Genomic DNA, 18,796 nt, shown 5'->3' on the forward strand with positions numbered 1-18,796 from the left:
CCGGCGACCGGCGCGAGCGCCTCGTCGGCCTCCGACCGGCGGAGCGCCTCGACGCGGACGGTGCTCGGCACCGAGGCGGAGAGCGAGACGGCGACCGCGACCGCCGACGACGCGGACGTCGACCTGGAGCGCGCTCGGGTCCGGGCCGACGGCGACGCCGTCACGGCGATCGCGGTCGCGCCCGCCGGCGTCGAGAGCGACCCGCCGTTCGGCGAGGTCACGCGCGACGCCTGAGTCGGTGCGGGAAGACGTGCCGCTGGCCGGATGTGGAATAAAAAGAATCGGACTTCGAAGCCGCGGGAGACGGCTCAGTCGTCGCTCGGTTCGACGGCCGTGCCGGACGTCCCTCCGCGGGCCGACTGGATATTACTGTAGCCGATCCGCACCAGCGAGAGCGCGATGTAGATGAGGACCAGCGCCAGCACCATCTGGACGACCGACGACGCGATGGAGCTGAAGCCCTCGGCTCCGCCCTGGATGAGGTTCTGGTACAGGTTGCTGTAGAACGCCAGCCAGGCGAGCCCCATGACGGTGATCGTCGTCATGATCGCCATCGGGACGCCCGTCGAGACGAGCTGTTTGGAGTCGTCCCAGTTGGCCAGCCAGACGGTGGCGGTCAACAGCGCGAGCGCCGCGAGCAGCTGGTTCGCGCCGCCGAACAGCGCCCACAGCGTCAGCCACTCGCCGGAGATGACCATCAGGTACGCCGGGATGGCCTGGACCAGCGGGTTGGTGTAGCGACCGCGAGCGAGGCTCGCGAGGGCCGCCCGCGGGCCGTCGGTGAGGTTCTCGAAGCCGGAGGCGGTGTCCCCGGTGGGGACCCCGACGATCTCCTCCATCATGTAGCGGCCCAGGCGGACGGCGGTGTCGGTCGACGTGAGCAGGAAGCTCACGAGCACCAGCGCCATGAACGGCGCCCCGTACGACTGAGGCAGCCCGAAGCTGGTGAGGATGATGCCGCCGCCGGTCGCGAAGTTCGGCAGCGCCGCGCCGATCCCGCCCGCGGGGTCGGCGAACCCGGCGACCGCGAGCGTCGACAGCGCGACTGCGGCGAGCAGTCCCTCACCGAGCATGCCGCCGTAACCGATCAGCCGAGCGTCGGTCTCCTTGTCGAGTTGTTTGGCCGTCGTCCCAGAGGAGACCAGCGAGTGGAATCCGCTGATCGTCCCGCAGGCGATGGTGATGAACAGGAGCGGGAACAGCGGCGCGAGGCCGGCTCCCTCGACGCCCCAGAAGCCGTTGAACGCGCCCATCGAGTCGGCGATGACGAGCGGCTGCGCGGACGTGCCGAGCAGCGTGCCGACGATGATCGCCAGCAGCGCCCCTCCGACGCCGGTGTACAGGAGGAACGACGAGAGGTAGTCACGCGGCTGGAGCAGCGTCCACACCGGGAGCGCGCTCGCGATCCCGGCGTACAGCATGATGACCGGGACCCACGCCGCCCGGTTCGGGTTCATCGCGACGGCCGACGACCCGGGGATCCACTGCCCGCTCCCGAGTCCGAGCGCGTCCGCGAGAACGAGCGTTCCGGCGGGGTACGACGCGTCGCCGACCGCCGGGAACAGCGCGAACGGGAACTCGATGCCGAGCCAGACGCCGCCGAAGACGGCGGCGACGAACAGGACGGTCCCCGGCACGAACGGGCCGTTCAGCTGGTACAGGTAGACCCCGAACACCAGCGCGAGCGCGATGTACACGAAGCTCGCGGTCGTCACCTGCGGGAACGCGTCGAAGACGATGGCCACGACGAGGGCGAACACCGCCACGACGAGGATGATCGTGAGGAACGCGAACCACAGGAGCATGTCCTTCCCGCGCTCGCCCACGTACTGGCCGATGATGTAGCCGATCGACTTCCCCTCGTGTCGCAGCGAACTCGACAGCGCGACGAAGTCGTGGACCGACCCCATCAGCGGGTTGCCGACGGCGATCCACAGCAGCGCGGGGACCCATCCCCACACGGCGCCGGCGGTGATCGGGCCGACGATCGGCGCGCCGCCGGCGATGCTCGAGAAGTGATGCCCCAGTAACACCGGCTTCTTCGACGGTACGTACTCCTGTCCGTCCTCGTATTTGTGCGCCGGCGTCTCCGTTTCGGCGTCGAGTTCGACGAACTGCGAGAGGTACCGGGAGTACCCCATGTATCCGATCGTGAATGTACTCAGCACAGCGACGGTGATCCAAATTACACTTGTCATAAGTTCCCCTGCCTCATGATCGCGGTTCGGAAAGAGCGTATTAAGTATTATCTTCGACTGTGATAGTTACGCGATTGGATTGAAGAAACGACGATCGCAATCGGCCGAACCGGGATTGTTTCGGGGCATAGAGAGTTTATTTTCCGGGACGTGGTCCGGTTCTTACTCGCGCGCGCTCAGCGGTTGCCCAGTTTCGACGTCGAGCGCCGCCGCGACCTCCGCGAGCACGTCCCCGCGGACCTCGCTGGTTCGCGACTCGATCTCGGCGACCAGAGGCGGGTCGAACTCCTCGCGGACCTGATCGATCCGCTCGCGCTCGGTCGCGACCTTGTCGCGGAGGTAGCTGGCCCCGCGTCCCTCCTCGTGCGCCTCGGGCGACGGGGTGAGCTTGTTCGCCACGAGGCCGCGGACGCGCAGGTCGCGCTCGGTGAACCCCTCGATCGCCCGGCCCGTCTCGTTGACCGACAGCTGGTCTGGGTTCAACACGAGGAAGAAGGCGGCGTCGTTCCGCATCGTGTCGCCCGCGAACTCGAAGAACTCCTTGCGCCGCTGGAGCCGCTCTAACACCGGGTCGCCGTCCATCATCCGCCGGGGCTCCGCGTCGCCGATCGCGGCCTTCTCGAAGAGGTCGATCGACTGCTTGCGCTTGTACAGCAGGCGGTCGATCCAGTCGCCGAGGAAGTCCGGGAGCCCGAGCAGCCGCAGCGTCGACCCGGTCGGCGCGGTGTCGAAGACGACCCGGTCGTACGGCTCGCTCTCCTCGCGCATCACGCCCACGAACGCGTCGAAGAGGGCGGACTCGTACGCGCCCGGCGTGCCGTGCGACATCTCCAACTGCCGGTTGATCTCCGAGACCATCGCCGTCGACACCTGTTCGGAGAGGCCCTCGCGGATCTCCTGGAGGTGCCGCTGCATCTCGTCCTCGGGGTCGATCTCCATCGCGTCGAGCCCGTCGACTCCGTCGACCGGCTCCGGGTCGTCGCCGAACTGCTGGTCGAACACGTCCGACACCGAGTGCGCGGGGTCCGTCGAGACGACGAGCGTCCGCAGTCCCGCGTCCGCGCAGCGGTGGGCGTAGGCGCACGAGACGGTGGTCTTGCCGACGCCGCCCTTACCGCCGAAGAAGACGAACCGTTCCATCAGAAGTGGTACTGCTGGCCCTTCCGTTCCATGAGGCTCTCGCGGTCCCACAGCCGCCGCTCCCACGCCTCGAACTCGTCTTCGAGGTAGGGGAGCAGCTCGGCGGTGTAGTACGAGACCGGCGAGGGGATGCCGAAGGCGTCGGGGAAGCACGCGAGCATGAACTCGTCTTCCGTGTCCTCCGCCTCCTTCTCGATCTTCTCGTAGGCCGCGTGAGTGACCATCCCGTGGTACAGGCCGCGGAGCCACTCCTCGAAGGCGGCTCGGAATCGATCGATCCGGTCTGCGATTGTCATTATCGGTCGTGACGGTCGGGGCGTGTTAAAAGCTGTCGCGGTCGGGCGTCCGGCGCTCGCCGGCGGTTCGCGTCCGTCGGTCGGACGAACCGGGGTCGCTCAGGCGGAGTTGCCGTCGGCGGTCAGTTCGGCCTGCGGCTCGTCCGAGTCGGCCGCCTCGTCGCCCTCGTCGAGCTCCGGCTGTTCGCTCTGGTCGGGGGTCGGCGTGTGCGCGTCCCCGTCGAGCGCGCCCCAGACGAGGTACAGCATCGCGGCGACCATCAGGATCGTCATCGCGATCGCCACGATCCCCACCGCCGATACGTACTGGAACATGGTCAGCGGTGCGCGGGCGCGACGTATCAACGTATCGGCTTCCGGTGAGATCGACGTATCGGCTTCCGCCGAAAGGGTTCGGAGCCCGGCGGCGAGCCTCCCTCGGTTCCGCCGCCGCGACGTTGAAGGGGCCCGCACACCGACCGACCCTCATGGACGACGATCGGATTCCGGTGACCGTGCTCTCGGGGAGCCTCGGGGCGGGCAAGACGACGCTGCTGAACCACCTCCTGCGAAACGCCGGCGAGCGCGACATCGCGGTGCTCGTCAACGACATGGGCGACGTCAACGTCGACGCCGAGCTGATCGCGGAGGAGTCCGAGGTCGACGTCGAGGGGGTCACGGAGCTGTCGAACGGCTGTATCTGCTGCGAGCTCCAGGACGACCTCGAGACCGCCGTGGTGCGGCTCGCGAACGAGCGCTCCTTCGACAATCTGGTCGTCGAGTCGTCGGGCATCTCCGAGCCGGCCCCGGTCGCGCGGCTGTTCACGACCGAGTCGCGCGCGGCGGCCCGCTACCGGGTCGACGCGCTGGTGACCGTGATCGACACGCGGCGATTCCTCGACGCCTTCGGCGGCGAGGAGACCCCCGAGCGCCGCGTCGCCGCGGACGACGACGAGGAGGCCCGCCCGCTCTCGGACCTCCTCGTCGAGCAGGTCGAGGTGTCGAACCTCGTGGTGTGTAACAAGGCCGACCTCTGTACCGACGCGGAGATGGACGAGGCGGTCGAGCTCGTGGGCGCCCTCCAGCCCGACGCGGAGACGGTGGTCGCGGAGTTCTCCGCGGTCGACCCCGACCGCGTCCTCGACGTCGGGCTGTTCGACGCGGGCGAGCTCGGCGACCTGCCGGGATGGAAGCGGGCGCTGGCGGACGGTCACGACGACGACGGCGAGGGCCGCGGCGACCACGCCGGTCACGGCGACGGAGCGGAGGGCGGCGGCGACCACGGCGACCACGCGCATCGCCACCCGGACGAGGTGTACGGGATCACCTCCTTCACTTACCGTCGCCGGCGACCGTTCCACCCGGAGCGGATCGCCGCCGTCCTCCGCGATCTGCCTCCCGAAGTCGTCCGCTCGAAGGGGACGCTGTGGGTCGCGGGCACGGACCAGCGCCAGCAGGTGGGGCAGGCCGCCGCATCGGTCCGAGTCACGGCGCTCGGCCCCTGGATCGCGAGCCTCCCGGCCGTCGAGCGCGACATGCTGCGCTCGAACCGGCCCGAGCTGGACTGGGAGGAGGAACACGGCGACCGGCTGACGGAGTACGTCGTCATCGGCACCGGCATCGACGAGGCGGCGCTCCGGGAGCGCCTGGACGAGGCGCTCGTCACCGACGAGGAGTGGGCGGGCTTCGAGGAGAGGGAGGACGAGACCGACGGGGCGCTTCCCTTCCCGACGGAGCAGGGCGAGGAGCTGGCGCTCCGCGAGCCCTGAGAGAGGAACCGATCGCCGGGACCGCGGGCGCCGCCTTCAGCGGACGCCGCATTCAGCGGGCGCCGCCTTCAGCGGACGCCGCATTCAGCGGGCGCCGCCTTCAGCAGGCGCAGCCGCTCCCGCTCGCGCGCTCGAACCGCATCGAGTCGCCGCAGTCGGGGCACGCGGGCGTGCCCTCCTCGTCGCGGTCGAGCCCCTCCGCGTCGACCTCGACGTCGCGGACCCGCACGCCGCAGTCGTCGCACCAGTACGACCCCTTCGAGCCGTCGTCGCCGGCGGTCTCCGGGGCGCGCTGGGTCGATTCCCCCATTATGTCCGTCACCGTGTCGAGAATTCCCATGAACGATCGTAGGGGTTCCGGCATCTTATTCTCCCGGTGCTGTGTGAGCCGGGCGCACAGGCGCGGTCGGCGGCCGCCCGAGCGAGCGGTGCACGGCCGCTGGGCGGCCGGTCGGGGGTCGAAGCGGGAGCTCAGAGCAGCGGAACGGTGAGCGCGACGAGCAGGACGCCGAACGCCGCGCCGGCGTACAGCAGCCGTGCGAGCCGCGGTCCCGGCGGGAGGGGACCGGCGTCGAGTGGCGGAGCGCAGCGGACGAGCCGGTGGTACGCGACCGCGGCCGCGACCGCGAAGGCGAGCGTCGAGACGGCCACCGACGCCGGGAGCGCGAGGCCGTACGCGAGGCCGTAGAGGGGACCGAACGAGAGCGCGAACGCGAACGCGAGGCCGACGACGACGAGGAACGGGACGGGGTCCACCCGGTCGCCGTGACGGTTGCGGACGCGCACCTCGATGTCCATGGGCCTCGTAGGGACCGCACGGACAAAGAGCTAAGTGCCGGTCTCCCCGGATGTTCCCCATGAGCGAGGAGCAGAAGGGGATCCGCGAGGGGATGGAAGAATCGGAGGGCGACCCGCGGCTGATCCTCCTGTTGAACGCGCTCCTGTCCGGGGTGTTCGCACTGACCGTCGTCTGGGGGCTCGACCAGATCGGGATCGCCGGGTTCACCGCGCCGAACGTCGCGACGCTCGGGCTGATCGTCTTCGCCGCGACGTACCTCGTAGTGTTGCGGTAAGTCCGAGGCGAAGGGCGCCGAACGGTACGACCGCGGACGTTCGCCACGTTTTAAGCCGACCGCGGTCCCTCTCCCGGTAATGACGATCGAAGACCGCGACGACGCGTATCTCATCACGCACGCGCTGGCGAAGGACACCCTCTCGCGGCTCCGGGACGTCGAGACCGAGCAGGTCGCCTTCCGGAAGGGCCTCGTGAAGCTCGGCCGCATCTGCGGGTACGAGATCATCGACGGCGCGATGGAGACGGAGTACGTCCCGGTGACGACCCCTCTGCAAGAGACCACCGGCGAGCGCGTGAAGGGGCTCGACGACGTGGTTATCATCAACGTCCTCCGGGCCGCGACCCCGTTCGTCGAGGGCCTCCTGAAGGCGTTCCCCCGCGCGAAGCAGGGGGTCATCTCCGCCGGCCGCGACGAGGAGGCCGGGATGACCGACGGCGAGTTCCCGATCACCATCGACTACGTGAAGCTGCCCGAGATCGGCCCCGACGACACCGTCATCGTCGCCGATCCGATGCTCGCGACCGGCTCGACGATGTGCGCGGTGCTCGACCACGTCCTCGACGAGGCCGGCGAGTTCGAGGACCTGTTCGTCCTCTCGGCGGTCTCCGCGCCCGACGGGCTCGTCCGCGTGAGCGAGGTAGTCCCCGAGGCCGACCTCCTGACGGTCGCCATCGATGACTACCTCGACGACGACGGGTTCATCGTTCCCGGGCTCGGCGACGCCGGCGACCGCGCGTTCCGGACGGTCTGAGGTCGCGAGGCGCCGGCGGCTGTCCGGGCTCGGTCCTGCGCGGTCCGGGCTCGGTCCTGCGCGGTCCGTCGACGTACTTTTAAGAGCCGCCCCCGCGACCGACCGGTATGAGCGACGCGCCGACGACCGTGCCCTGTGACGGCTGCGGCGAGCCGACGACGGACGCGCTCGCGCGGACCGTCCGGCTGAGCGTCGACCGGGCGAACATCGACACGCAGCGGCTCTGCCCGGACTGCTTCGCCGACTGGATCCAGCGTTATCAGGACCGGCTCGGCTCGGGCCCCGACGAGTCCGACGGGAGCTCCGAGATCATCGTCGACTGAGCTCCCGCGGACCGAACCCGGTTCGGGACGCCGTCCCCGCGCCGAACCGGTTCGCCTCGGAGCCCACACACGGCAACGTCCGTCCCGACCGCCCGTCTTAAGCCGCGGCGGAACGGACGACGACGTAATGGACCTCGCCATCGACGCCCCGGCCCCGGCGGCGCCCGACTGCGCCGACGACGGGACGTGGCTCGCCTGTATCGAGTGCGACGAGACGTTCGGCCCCTTCGAGGACGTCCGGTACACCTGCGACGAATGCGACGGGCTGCTGGAGGTGCGCTACGCCGACCCGCCGACGTTCGACGAGTTCGGATCGGGAGCCTCGTCCGACGGTCCCGACCGCGGCGTCTGGCGGTACCGCGAGGCGCTCCCCTTCGATCTGGGCGTCACGCTGCCCGAGGGCGACACCCCGCTCCACCGCGTCCCGCGGATCGAGGAGGCGGTCGGCGTCGAGACGCTCCGGGTCAAACACGAGGGAATGAACCCCACCGGCTCGTTCAAGGACCGCGGGATGACCGTCGGCGTCCGGGTCGCCAAGGAGTTGGGCGTCGGCGCGCTCGCGTGCGCCTCTACCGGGAACACCTCGGCCGCGCTCGCCGCCTACGGCGGGCGCGGCGACATGCAGACGCTCGTGCTCCTCCCGGACGGGAAAGTCGCCGCCGGTAAGGTCGCGCAGGCGAGCCTCCACGGCGCCCGAATCCTGGAAGTCGACGGCAACTTCGACGCGTGTCTCGACATCGTCCAAGAGCTGGCCGCCCGCGGCGAGGCGTACCTGCTCAACTCGCTGAACCCCTTCCGTCTTGAGGGCCAGAAGACGATCGGCTTCGAGATCCTAGAGGAGTTCTACGCCGACTACGGGACCTTCCCGGACCGGATCGTCCTCCCCGTGGGCAACGCGGGCAACACCTCGGCGCTGTATAAGGGCTTCCGCGAGCTCGTCCAGGCGGGCGCGCTCGACGTCGACGAGGTCCCCAGGCTGACCGGCGTGCAGGCCGAGGGCGCCGCGCCGATGGTCGAGGCGATCGAGGAGGGGAACGACGAGATCCGCCGGTGGGAGGAGGTCGAGACGCGGGCGACCGCGATCCGCATCGGCAACCCGGTCAACGCGCCGAAGGCGATCCCCGGGATCCGCAACACCGACGGCACCGCGGTCGCCGTCAGCGACGACGAGATCACCGCCGCGCAGCGCCACCTCGCCGCCGAGGGCGTCGGCGTCGAGCCCGCCTCCGCGGCGAGCCTCGCCGGGCTGAAGAAGCTCCGGCGCTCCGGCGTCGTCGACGACGACGAGCGGGTCGTCTGCCTGACGACGGGGCACCTCTTGAAAGACCCCGAGGCCGCCTACGAGGCCGGCGGCGACCCCGAGTCCGTCCCGAACGACGTGGACGCGGTGCTCGACCACCTGCACGGGTGAGCGTCGGGGAACGCCGACCCGCCGCGGTTTCCGGATGTATCGTCTCCGCTACTCCCAGTTGTACAGCGCGTCCTGGAACACCGCCTCCACGTCCCCTTTCGTCACGGGACGCGGGTTACACCGGAGGAGTCGCTGCTGGCTCTCGACGGTGCTTTCGGCGAGCTCATCCGTGTCGGCGGCGGTGATCCCCGCCAGTTCGTTGAGCCCGCTCGGGAGCACGTTGAGGTCTCGCTGGAGGCGCACGAACTCCTCGCGGGCCTCGTCGGCGGCCTCGCGGGTGCTCATCCCCGAGGTGTCGGCGCCGAGCATCTCCGCCACCTTCGCGAACCGCGGCGGGTCGCTGGCGACGTTGTAGCCGAGGGTGCTCGCGGGGGTGAGCGCGGCGATCGTCTCCCCGTGGTAGGTGTGGTAGTTGTTGCCGACGGGATACGCCATCGCGTGCGCGAGGCTCGCACCGGCAGTGAGTCCGGCTATCGCGCCGAACAGCGCGCCCTTCAGCATCGCGCCGCGCGCCTCGATATCGTCGCCGTTGTTGACGACGCGGCGCACGTTCGACGAGAGGAGGTCGATCGCCTTCTCGCTGAACATCTCGGTGAACCCGGTGCGCCCGGCGTACACCGGGCGGTCGGCGGGGTCCTCGGGGCGAAGCAGGTCGTCGTAGCGGTGGGTGGTGTATCCCTCGATCGCGTGCCCGAGAGCGTCCATCGCGGTCTTCGCCGTGAGATCCGGCGGCAGGGTCGTGGTGAGCGTCGGGTCGAGCACCGCGGCGTCGGCCCGGACGTGCGCGCTGGAGATCCCCTCTTTGATCCCCTTTTCGGGCACCGAGAGGATCGCCACGGGAGAGATTTCCGAGCCGGTACCCGCCGTCGTCGGCAACAGGATCAGCGGCGGTCCGGATTCCGTGAGGTCCTCTCCCGCGCCCGTGGGAGCCGCAACGTAGTCGAGTACGTCGCCGCCGTTGGCGACGATCGCCCGCGTCGCCTTCGCGGTGTCCATACAGCTCCCGCCGCCGAGCCCGAGGTAGAAGTCGTACCCGTCTGCTCCCGTCTCGTCGCGGACGAAGCTGATACACTCCTCGACGGCCGCGATGCTGGGCTCGCGCTCGACGCCGTCGTACACGTCGACGTCGAATCCGTCGGCCTCCAGCTCGTCGGCGACGCGATCGACGTGTCCGAGGGAGACGAGGTCCGAATCGGTGACGATCAGCCCGCCGCCCTCGCCGGAGAGCCCGAGCTGTCCGAGCTGGTAGCCGAGCTCGTCGGCCGCGTTGGCGCCGACGCGGATCGCGGGCATCCGTACCTCCCAAACGGTCTCCGGCGAGAGCCGGTGCGGGTCGGCGGAGACGGATCGCTCGTAGCTCACACTCCCCACCCCGGTTGGATCGCCTCGAACTGGGCGGGGTCGTGGCCGAACACGATCTCGGCGTCGTGGCGCCGCTCCAGCTCGCGGATGCGGTGTATGCTCTCCGTCCACTCCGTTTTCCCCCACACGAGGGGACCGCCGAGCGGCGTCCCTTCCTCGTAGTTCTCGTCCATGTACACCTGATCGCCGGTGAACACGACGGTACCGCCGGAGTCGAGGTGAACCACGGAGCCGGTCAGTCCCGGCGTATGGCCGGGGAACCGAACGAACTCCAAGTCGGTGAAACGCTCCTCGCGGTCGCGGTGAAGCACCTGCCAGTTCAGGTCGTGATCGAAGTCGTCGAGCACGTACGCGCCGCTTCCCTCGTCCGTCTTCGCGCTGTAGTACGCGAACTTCAGTTCCTGCTCGTGGACGTACACCGGCGTGTCGGTGCCCGCGAAGAACTCCAGTCCGCCCGCGTGATCGAGATGGAGGTGGCTCTGGAACACCGCGTCGACGTCGTCGAGCGAGTAGCCCGCCGCCGCCAGGTCGTCGTCGAGCCGGTGCTCGCTCGCGTCGTGCGGGTAAAAGGCCTGTACGAGCCCCTCGGGCCAGTGACCGTCGGCGGCGTCGTGGTGCGAGCCCGTGTCCCAGAGGATCGTCGCCTCCGGATGGTCGATCACGAGATTCCACACCGGGATCTCGTCGTACTCGGTGTCCGGATTCGGCTCGTCGCGGCTGCCGATGGTGTTCGCCTCCATCATGTAGTTCATGTCACAGTACAACCCGCCGCGATCGATGACGTGAATCTCAGCGTCGACCATACAATCAGCTATTCATCATAAATATTCATAAACGTGGCCCCGAGAGGGGGTTCCGTTTCTTCGGTTCGGCGAGCGGTATCGCGGCGCCACGGCTCGCGTTTTCGCCGAATTGCCGGCTTAAAAGGCGTTAGACCGGGGTCTTCGGACTGCAGCCCACCACGCCGCAGCGCGAGGTTCTTTACTCCGCCGGCCGCTCGTCGGCGTCGTCGAGCGTGATCTCGGTGACCTCGACGACCCGGTCGTCGCCGAGCAGCGTCTCGATGGCCTCGTCCGGCACGTCCTGATCGAGGTTGTAGACGGTGAGCGCCTCGCCGCCCTGCGTCTCGCGGGCGTTGTACATCCCGGCGATGTTGACGTCGTAGTCGCCGAGGACGGTGCCGATGAGCCCGATGACGCCCGGCTCGTCGGTGTTGCGCGCGACCAGCATGTTACCGTACGGGACGGCGTCGACCCGGAAGCCGTCGATCCGGACGATACGCGGGTCCTCGCCCGCGAACAGGGTACCCTCGACCGCGATGGAGTCCTCGCCGTTGTGGACCGTGACGCGCACGAGGCTCTGGAAGTCCTCCGTCTGGCGGGTCTTCGACTCGGTCACGTCGATGCCGCGCTCCTCGGCGAGCCGCGGCGCGTTCACCGCGTTCACCTGCCACTCCAGCGGCTCGAAGACGCCTTTCAGGGCGCTGGCGGTGACGAGCTCGACGTCCTCCGCGGCGATGTCGCCCTCGTAGGCCGTCTCCACGCTCGTGATCCGCCCGTCGAGCAGCTGCGCGGCGACCTTGCCGGCGGTCTCCGCCACGGCGATGTACGGCTTGATCCGCGGGAACGCCGTCTCGTCGACGGAGGGCGCGTTGAGCGCGGTCAGCACCGGCTCGTCGTCGAACGCCGAGAGCACGGCCTCCGCGGTGTCGACCGCGACGTTCTCCTGGGCCGCCTCGGTCGAGGCGCCGAGGTGCGGCGTCAAGACGATCTCCTCGACGTCGAGCAGCGGCGAGTCCTGCGACAGCGGCTCCTCGGCGAAGGAGTCGAGCGCGGCGCCCGCGAGGACGCCGTCCTCGACCGCCTCGGCGAGCGCGTCCTCGTCGACGATGCCGCCGCGGGCGCAGTTGATCAGGTAGCCGCCCTCGAGCTGGGCCAGCTCGGCCTCGCCGATCATCCCCTCGGTCTCGGGGAGGAGGGGGGTGTGGACCGTCGCGAAGTCGCCGGCCGCGAGCGCCTCGTGGAGGTCCTCGACCAGCTCGGCGCCGAGGCGGTCGGCGCGCTCCTCGGAGATGTACGGGTCATAGACGACGAGATCCATCCCGAGCGAGTCGAGCCGCTTGGCGACCTGCTGGCCCACCCGGCCGAGCCCGACGATGGTGAGCGTCTTGTTGTTGATCTCGGTGCCGAGGAACTCGCCTTTCGCCCACTCACCGCCGACGAGGCGGCCGTGGGCCTGCGGGATCGAGCGCGCGACGGCGAACGTCATCGCGACCGTGTGCTCGGCGGCGGCCCGAACGTTCCCCTCGGGCGCGTTGGCGACGATGACGCCGTGGTCGGTGGCGGCCTCGATGTCGATGTTGTCGACGCCGATACCGGCGCGCCCGACGATGACGAGCTCCGAGGCGGCCTCGAACACCGCCTCGTTCACGTCGGTCCCGGAGCGGACGATCAGCGCGTTGGCGTCGCTCACGGCGTCGAGCAGGTCGTCGCCCTCGGATTCGTAGTCCGTTACGACCTCGTGGCCGGCGTCTCGGAGTCGGTCCAACCCCGCGTCCGCGATGGGGTCGGTCACGAGTACCTTCATGGGCGTTTTCACCGGCGGCGCGAGGTTAACCCTTTCCTCATCGCTTCGTTTTGCCGGCCGTGACGATCCTCGATTGTGCGTACTAAACCCCCCTATTTCGGGTGGAAAATCCTCGTTCGTGGGTACCGATCGTCCGGGGCGAGCTGTTCCGCCCGCGCGGACCGCCCGGCGCGGAGCGCGCCGGGCGGCGGTACTGCCTTTTATATCCGGACGCTTGGTCGGGTATGGACGTCACGATCGCGTTCGCCGGTGTGGCCGCCATCCTCGTGTTGACGGGGATCAGCGCCTTCTTTTCCAGTTCGGAGCTGGCCGTCTTCTCGGTCCCCACCCACCGGATCGACTCGCTGCTCGCCGCCGACGCGCCGGGCGCGCGGGCGCTCTCGGCGCTTCGAGAGGACTCGCACCGCTTCCTCGTCACGGCCCTCGTGAGCAACAACATCGCCAACATCGCGGCCGCCTCGGTCGCGACCGCCGTCTTCGTGCGGTTCGGCTTCTCGGGAGGCGAGGCGGCCACGGGCTCGACGCTCGTCACGAGCGTCTTCGTCATCGTCTTCGGCGAGATCGCGCCGAAGTCCTACGCGGTGGCGAACGCCGAGCGGCACGCGCTCCGGGTCTCCCGGCCGGTCGTCGCGATCCAGCGCGTCATCCGCCCGGTGCTGTACGTGTTCGAGGCGCTCTCCGGCGTCGTCAATCGATTCACGGGCGGCGAGTCCGCCATCGAGTCGTACCTCACCCGAGAGGAGATCGAGACGCTCGTGCTCTCGGGGCAGGCGGCAGGCGCGATCGATCCCGAGGAGGGCGCGATGATACGCGGCGTCCTCGACCTGGAGTCGACGCGCGTCTCCGCGGTAATGGTCCCGCGCACCGACATGGTGGCGCTCCCGGACACCGCGACCCCGGCCGACGTGCTCTCGGCAGCCGGCCGAGAGGGCGTCACCCGGATGCCCGTCTACGGCGAGAACCGCGACGACATCGTTGGAACCGTCGACGTGCGCGACGCCATCGGCGCCCACGAACGGGGCGAGCCGCTCGCGAGCGCGCTCCGGGAGCCGACGTTCGTCCCGGAGACCCAGCCGGTCGACGAGCTGTTCGACGAGCTGCGGTCGAGCGGGGGGCGGCTGGCGGTCGTCGTCGACGAGTTCGGCGCGGTCGTCGGGATCGTCACCTTAGAGGACGTGGTCGAAGAGGTCGTCGGCGAGCTGGTCGGCCGGTGGGAGACCGATCACGTCGACGTGGTGGCGCCCGACGCCGCGGTCGTCCGCGGGTGGACCACCGTCGTGCATCTGAACGATTCGCTCGGGCTGGACCTCCCGGTCGACCGGGGCGTCGAGACGGTCGCGGGACTGATCACCCAGCGGGTCGGGCGGGTCGCGGCCGAGGGCGACACGGTCGCCTTCGGCGACGTGACGCTCACCGTCACCGGGGCGACCCCGACGCGGGTGACGCGGGTCCGGGTCGAGCATCCCGGTCCCGACGCGGGGTCGACTGACAGCGACGGTCCCCTGTAGCACAACATACATATCCCCCGATCGACAGGTGATACACACGCTTTCGATAATGATGACTCGATGGGGGTGCGGTCGATGCGGGTTCGTCGCGTGGACCGCGGACCGCTCCGAGATGCGCGACGTCGTCGGGTCGCACCTCCTCGCGCACACGCCGGACGCCGTCTCCCGGTCGGACTTCCGGACGAGCTGGGACTGCCCGTACTGTTCGACCGAGAAGACGGCCTACGACGGTGACAGCGTCGTGGAGGAGTTCGAGAGCCACCTCTACGAGCACGCCGCGGACGGGCTCGACGACGGCGTCCACGTCGCGGACCGCTTCTCGTGGGACGGCACCGTCCACGTCGCCGCGCCGGTCGACGGCCCGGGCGCCGACGCGCTCCGGGTGCATTTCCACGGCAACGCCGACTTGGTGATCGCGGTCACCGCCGACCCGGACCGATTCGTTCGCCTGCTCGACGCGGAACTCGGCGCTTGGCCCGGTCGGACCGTCGTCGTCAGCAGCGAACCGTACTCGTTCGAGACCGACGCGCCCGACGGTCCCGACGACGGGTCCGTCGAGATCGTCGAGATCGATCCTCGACTCGGCGCGGAGGAGCTCGGTGAGACGGTGTCGCGGATCATCGACGCCAACCACGCCGCCGGCGACACGCTCTCGGTCGAGGTGAGCGTGTTCCGTGAGATCGTTCGGTCGTTCGACGTGCAGACGGCCTGCTCGTTTATCAGGATGCTCTCCGCCCGATTGGACGACACCGGCGGCGCCCTTCAGCTGTACGCCGACGCCGACGCGGACGCGAACGTCTCGACCGTGCTGAACTTCCTCGACGACGAGATCGACCTGCGTCTGGCGGCCGAAGACGAGCGGTTCGTCCGGACGACGTAGCCCGGCGTCTCGTTCGTCCGGGAGCCCGCCTCCCGTTCCACCGAGTCACTCTCGGTGTTTCTCCGTGTAGTCCGCCGGCCACCTGACGTAGACGTACTCCAGAGCCCGATCGGTCACGCGGTCGGCCGTCAGGCGCTTCCGACGGCGGAGCACCCGCCGCGCTCGCTCGCTCGTGTCCTCGTCCGTTTCCGGGTCCTCCGCGAGCGCCCTGAGCTGTCGTTCGAGATCCGGGAACTCGACGCGCCGGAGATACGCGGCGGCGAGGTCGGCGACGAGGTCGTCGGCGTGGCCGAGCGCGTCCAGCAGCCACTCGATGACGGCCGGGTCGCCGGTCGCCGTCGCGAGCTCGCCGAGCAGCCACGCCGCGTGACACCGCGTCTCGTCGGTGGCGTGGCCCCCGCGGTCGCCGGAGACGACCCCGTGGAGCAGCCGAGCGATCGGCCGGTCCTCGGCGCCGTCGGCGACGCCGGCCGCGTCGTGCGGGTCGCGCGTCTCGTCGGCTCCGGTCGTCTCCTCGCTTCCGTCCCCTGACGCCCGGTCGGCGACGACCCGCTCGCGGACGTCGCGTCCCCGGACCGACTCCCCCTCCGCGAGGAGCCTGACCAGCGACACGGTCGCCGCGTACCGGACTTCCGGCGACGGGTCGGTCGTCGCCCGGAGGAGCGTCGTCGCCGACTCGGGGCGGTCCAGCCCGTACAGCCGCGTGACGACGGTCCGGCGGAGCCGTTCGCTCCCCGCGTCCGCGGCGGCCGAGAGGAGCGTCACCGCCTCCGCCGTGCCGATCGTCACCAGCGCGTCGACCGCGGAGCGACACACGAGCGCGTTCCGCGTTCCCAACAGCGGTCTGATCGGGGTGACCGCGTCACCGCCGAGCTCGGCGTACGCACGGACCGACCGGGCCCGCACCCGGGCGTCGCCGTCGTCGAACGCTTCGCGGAGTCGGTCCGTCGCGTCCGGTGATCCCGTCGCGCCCAGCCCGGTCGCCCCGACCATCCGATAGGCGGCGTGGTCGCTCGTCAGCCATCGGGCGAACGCGGTCTCCGGATCGTCGGCGGGGTCGCGCCGTCGGACCGCGGCCGCGACCCGGGAGACGAGCTCGTCGACGTATCGGTCGCCGTGGAAGTACAGCGCGTCGATGGCCTCCGCACGGACGGCGGCGTCCTCGTCGGTGAGTACGACCCGCAACAGTCGGTCGACGATCTGACGCTCGTCGCCGACCATCGAACTCGACGGGCTTCCGAGCGCCTCGACGCCCTCCAGTCGGGTCGTCGCGTCGTTGCCCTCGTCGAGTAGCGCGAACGCCCGGGGACGTGCACCGTCGGCCCGGTCCGAACGCGAGTCGTGCTCCATCTGTCCCCGACTTATCGGCGTCGCGATTAAACGTACCCCCGAAAGTATCAGTTATGAGAATATCGGCGAGACCGCGTTCCGGTCCCTCGACTCGTCGATATCAGCGGCGGATCTCGTCTCGGCCTCCGCCGCGGTCGGGCGTCCCCTACACCCGCCGGCTTATCCGAGCTCGATCGACGCGACGGTCTCGTACACCGGGCCGTCGTCCGTCAGGGTCGAGGAGACGAGTCGGACCGCGTCGGCCTCGAACCGACCGACCTCGGGATCGCGGTTTCGGACGGCGTCCCGCACCAGTCCCTTCCCGCGGGCGTCGTCCATCCGGGCGAGCGTGACGTGCGGGGTGAACGCGTGCTCCGCGGGATCGACGCCGAGCGCGGTCGCCTCGGTCTCCAGGGAGTCGTGGAGCGCGGTCAGTTCCGCGTCCCCCGCGCCGACCCCCGCCCAGACGACCGAGACGTAGTCGAGGCTCGGGAAGACGCCGAACCCCTGGACGGCGCACTCGAAAGGGTCGACGTCGGCGGTCTCGACGGCGCGCTCGCCGGCCGCGATCACGTCGTTGAGGGCGGGAGCGTCGGCGTCGTCGTCGCTCTCGCCGGCGGTGTTCCCGCCGATCGCACCGAGGAACTTCAGCGTCACGTGCGCCTGCTCGGGATCGACGAACCGCAGTCCGTCCGCGCCCTCGAACGCGGCCTGCGCGTCGGCGACGGACTCCGCGAGGTCGTCGGGCAGGTCGACGGCGAAGAAGGCTCGCATAGTCGGGTGGGGATCGGTCGCGTTCGAACATAAATCGTCGACGACGCGGAGAATGGCGGAAGCGGATCGGGGGTACCGGCCAAATACGCCGGCGTATGTGCTCGACCGGCCGATCCGTAATAACAGGGTATACTTGTCGGCTCGCCGTTCGTCAGTACACGAATGGCAGGCGCCTCGAGTGATGGGTCCGGGGGAGCGGTCTCCGGAAACATTCTGAAATATTACATATATAAATCGACGAAAGCGGTCGAGTTCTATCGGCCCGTCATGTACCTCTTCTTTCTGGCCCAAGGGCTGTCGTTCACTCAGATCGCGATTCTGGAGGCCCTCTACAACCTGACGACGCTGTTCGGAGAGATTCCCACCGGCTACGTCGGCGACCGCGTCGGACGACGCAACAGCCTCCTCATCGGGACGTCGCTCATCTCCGTTACGCTTCTCGGGATCGGCCTGTCGAGCTCGTTTCTTCCGCTGGCGGGCCTCTACGTCTGCTGGTCGCTGGGCTACAACTTTCGTTCCGGTAGCGAAGACGCGTGGCTCTACGACACCCTCACCGACGACCTCTCAGAGGACGAGTTCGCGCACGTCCGAGGGCGCGGAGAGTCGGCGGCGTTGGCCATCGGAGCCGGTGCGGCGATCCTCGGCGGATATCTCGGAAGCATCGACCTCTCGTATCCGTGGTTCGTCGCGGCGGGCGTGACGAGTCTCGGAGTCGGGGTACTGCTCACGCTCGACGAACCGGAGACGTACAAGCAGACCGCCACAGCGGATCTGAGCCTCCGCCGGACGGTGCGCATCGTGCGGGAGGTACTCTCGCGCCGTCGCCTGCGGTCGTTCCTGCTCTACTACTACGTCCTGTACGCGGCGGTCACGTACCTCGTGTTCGTCTTCCTTCAGCCGATTTTCGAGACGGTCGTGCTCGACCTCGGAATCGCCCAATCGCAGGTCGAAGCCCTGCTGGGATGGTTCTATGCGGCGTACAGTCTCGTCGGCGCGGTACTGAACTACTACACGGGGGCGATCAGAGAGACGATCGGGCTGCGGAAGTGGTTTCTCGCCCTCCCGTTCGCCGTCGGTAGCGCGTTGGTAGGGATGTACTTCGTACCGGTCCTAGCGCTTCCGACCTTCCTCCTGATTCGGGGGGTCTCGGACGTCACACGGTCGTTCGCCGGACAGTACGTCAACGACCGGGTGGAGACGCTCGGTCGCGCCACCGTTCTGAGCGCGATGGCGATGGTCAGCGGCCTCGCCGTCGTCCCCTTTCAACTTGGGAGCGGCATCATCTCGGACGCCATCTCTCCGCTGTTCGCGCTCGGTGTCGGGGGCGTCGTTCTCATCGTCGGAGCGGTGAGCATCCTCCTGTGGGAGGCCCCTATCGGCGATGAAGCGGTCCGAGAGTGAACGCCGCGATGGC

Annotated in this window: 19 protein-coding genes and 1 pseudogene; 9 read left to right on the plus strand and 11 right to left on the minus strand. The window is 69.3% G+C overall.

Annotated features, from left to right (window positions below):
• Nucleotides 1-234, plus strand: a pseudogene (locus OQF71_RS05660) (hypothetical protein); the annotation flags it as partial.
• Between the two features lie 74 nt (nucleotides 235-308).
• Here the strand turns inward: OQF71_RS05660 and OQF71_RS05665 are convergent.
• From OQF71_RS05665 to OQF71_RS05680, 4 genes are all read right to left on the minus strand, one after another.
• Entirely contained in the window at nucleotides 309-2,198 is a 1,890-nt protein-coding gene (locus OQF71_RS05665; RefSeq protein ID WP_280586390.1) for a carbon starvation CstA family protein, read from the minus strand.
• 162 nt (nucleotides 2,199-2,360) lie between these two features.
• Entirely contained in the window at nucleotides 2,361-3,338 is a 978-nt protein-coding gene (locus OQF71_RS05670; RefSeq protein WP_280586391.1) for a TRC40/GET3/ArsA family transport-energizing ATPase, read from the minus strand.
• On the minus strand, nucleotides 3,338-3,634 hold the full coding sequence (locus OQF71_RS05675; RefSeq protein WP_280586392.1) for a hypothetical protein: 297 nt from the start codon (nucleotides 3,632-3,634) through the stop codon (nucleotides 3,338-3,340). The genes OQF71_RS05670 and OQF71_RS05675 overlap by 1 nt, the downstream gene beginning before the upstream one ends.
• Before the next feature lie 99 nt (nucleotides 3,635-3,733).
• Nucleotides 3,734-3,949, minus strand: coding sequence for a hypothetical protein (locus OQF71_RS05680; RefSeq protein ID WP_280586393.1), 216 nt, complete (start codon nucleotides 3,947-3,949; stop codon nucleotides 3,734-3,736).
• 152 nt (nucleotides 3,950-4,101) lie between these two features.
• Here OQF71_RS05680 and OQF71_RS05685 point away from each other — a divergent pair, with 152 nt between their 5' ends.
• Entirely contained in the window at nucleotides 4,102-5,382 is a 1,281-nt protein-coding gene (locus OQF71_RS05685; protein ID WP_280586395.1) for a GTP-binding protein, read from the plus strand.
• Nucleotides 5,383-5,482: 100 nt separating this feature from the next.
• Here the strand turns inward: OQF71_RS05685 and OQF71_RS05690 are convergent, their stop codons facing one another.
• Nucleotides 5,483-5,722: a hypothetical protein gene (locus OQF71_RS05690; protein ID WP_280586396.1), complete on the minus strand. Its 240-nt coding sequence runs from the start codon at nucleotides 5,720-5,722 to the stop codon at nucleotides 5,483-5,485.
• Nucleotides 5,723-5,853: 131 nt separating this feature from the next.
• Nucleotides 5,854-6,180: a hypothetical protein gene (locus tag OQF71_RS05695; RefSeq protein ID WP_280586397.1), complete on the minus strand. Its 327-nt coding sequence runs from the start codon at nucleotides 6,178-6,180 to the stop codon at nucleotides 5,854-5,856.
• Between the two features lie 59 nt (nucleotides 6,181-6,239).
• Between OQF71_RS05695 and OQF71_RS05700 the strand changes: the two genes are divergently transcribed.
• The 4 genes from OQF71_RS05700 to thrC all read left to right on the plus strand — a co-directional run bounded on the left by OQF71_RS05700 (nucleotide 6,240) and on the right by thrC (nucleotide 8,943).
• A complete protein-coding gene (locus OQF71_RS05700) occupies nucleotides 6,240-6,455 on the plus strand; it encodes a hypothetical protein (protein ID WP_280586398.1) in 216 nt (71 codons plus the stop codon).
• Nucleotides 6,456-6,534: 79 nt separating this feature from the next.
• Complete coding sequence (gene upp / locus OQF71_RS05705) at nucleotides 6,535-7,209, plus strand: uracil phosphoribosyltransferase (protein WP_280586399.1); 675 nt, start codon at nucleotides 6,535-6,537, stop codon at nucleotides 7,207-7,209.
• A gap of 107 nt (nucleotides 7,210-7,316) precedes the next feature.
• Complete coding sequence (locus tag OQF71_RS05710) at nucleotides 7,317-7,532, plus strand: hypothetical protein (protein WP_280586400.1); 216 nt, start codon at nucleotides 7,317-7,319, stop codon at nucleotides 7,530-7,532.
• A 127-nt stretch (nucleotides 7,533-7,659) separates the two neighbouring features.
• A complete protein-coding gene (gene thrC, locus OQF71_RS05715; RefSeq protein WP_280586401.1) occupies nucleotides 7,660-8,943 on the plus strand; it encodes a threonine synthase in 1,284 nt (427 codons plus the stop codon).
• A 48-nt stretch (nucleotides 8,944-8,991) separates the two neighbouring features.
• Here the strand turns inward: thrC and OQF71_RS05720 are convergent, their stop codons facing one another.
• The 3 genes from OQF71_RS05720 to serA all read right to left on the minus strand — a co-directional run bounded on the left by OQF71_RS05720 (nucleotide 8,992) and on the right by serA (nucleotide 12,891).
• The gene (locus OQF71_RS05720) at nucleotides 8,992-10,305 is read right to left on the minus strand and encodes a hydroxyacid-oxoacid transhydrogenase (protein ID WP_280586402.1); all 1,314 of its coding nucleotides are present in this window, start codon (nucleotides 10,303-10,305) and stop codon (nucleotides 8,992-8,994) included.
• A complete protein-coding gene (locus OQF71_RS05725) occupies nucleotides 10,302-11,108 on the minus strand; it encodes an N-acyl homoserine lactonase family protein (RefSeq protein WP_280586403.1) in 807 nt (268 codons plus the stop codon). The genes OQF71_RS05720 and OQF71_RS05725 overlap by 4 nt, the downstream gene beginning before the upstream one ends.
• A 178-nt stretch (nucleotides 11,109-11,286) precedes the next feature.
• Nucleotides 11,287-12,891, minus strand: coding sequence for a phosphoglycerate dehydrogenase (serA, locus tag OQF71_RS05730; RefSeq protein ID WP_280586404.1), 1,605 nt, complete (start codon nucleotides 12,889-12,891; stop codon nucleotides 11,287-11,289).
• A 224-nt stretch (nucleotides 12,892-13,115) separates the two neighbouring features.
• On the opposite strand from serA, the gene OQF71_RS05735 reads away from it, so the two are divergent.
• Nucleotides 13,116-14,399 (plus strand): hemolysin family protein, encoded by a 1,284-nt coding sequence (locus tag OQF71_RS05735; protein ID WP_280586405.1) that lies wholly within the window; start codon nucleotides 13,116-13,118, stop codon nucleotides 14,397-14,399.
• Nucleotides 14,400-14,448: 49 nt separating this feature from the next.
• Complete coding sequence (locus tag OQF71_RS05740) at nucleotides 14,449-15,279, plus strand: hypothetical protein (protein WP_309243338.1); 831 nt, start codon at nucleotides 14,449-14,451, stop codon at nucleotides 15,277-15,279.
• A gap of 45 nt (nucleotides 15,280-15,324) precedes the next feature.
• Here the strand turns inward: OQF71_RS05740 and OQF71_RS05745 are convergent, their stop codons facing one another.
• Complete coding sequence (locus OQF71_RS05745) at nucleotides 15,325-16,629, minus strand: HEAT repeat domain-containing protein (protein ID WP_280586407.1); 1,305 nt, start codon at nucleotides 16,627-16,629, stop codon at nucleotides 15,325-15,327.
• Between the two features lie 159 nt (nucleotides 16,630-16,788).
• Nucleotides 16,789-17,382, minus strand: coding sequence for an RNA 2',3'-cyclic phosphodiesterase (gene thpR / locus OQF71_RS05750; RefSeq protein ID WP_280586408.1), 594 nt, complete (start codon nucleotides 17,380-17,382; stop codon nucleotides 16,789-16,791).
• Between the two features lie 162 nt (nucleotides 17,383-17,544).
• On the opposite strand from thpR, the gene OQF71_RS05755 reads away from it, so the two are divergent.
• Entirely contained in the window at nucleotides 17,545-18,783 is a 1,239-nt protein-coding gene (locus OQF71_RS05755) for an MFS transporter (protein WP_280586409.1), read from the plus strand.
• The last annotated feature ends 13 nt before the right edge of the window (nucleotides 18,784-18,796 follow it).

It is taken from the genome of Halorubrum sp. Boch-26 (assembly GCF_029889805.1).
GTDB lineage: Archaea > Halobacteriota > Halobacteria > Halobacteriales > Haloferacaceae > Halorubrum.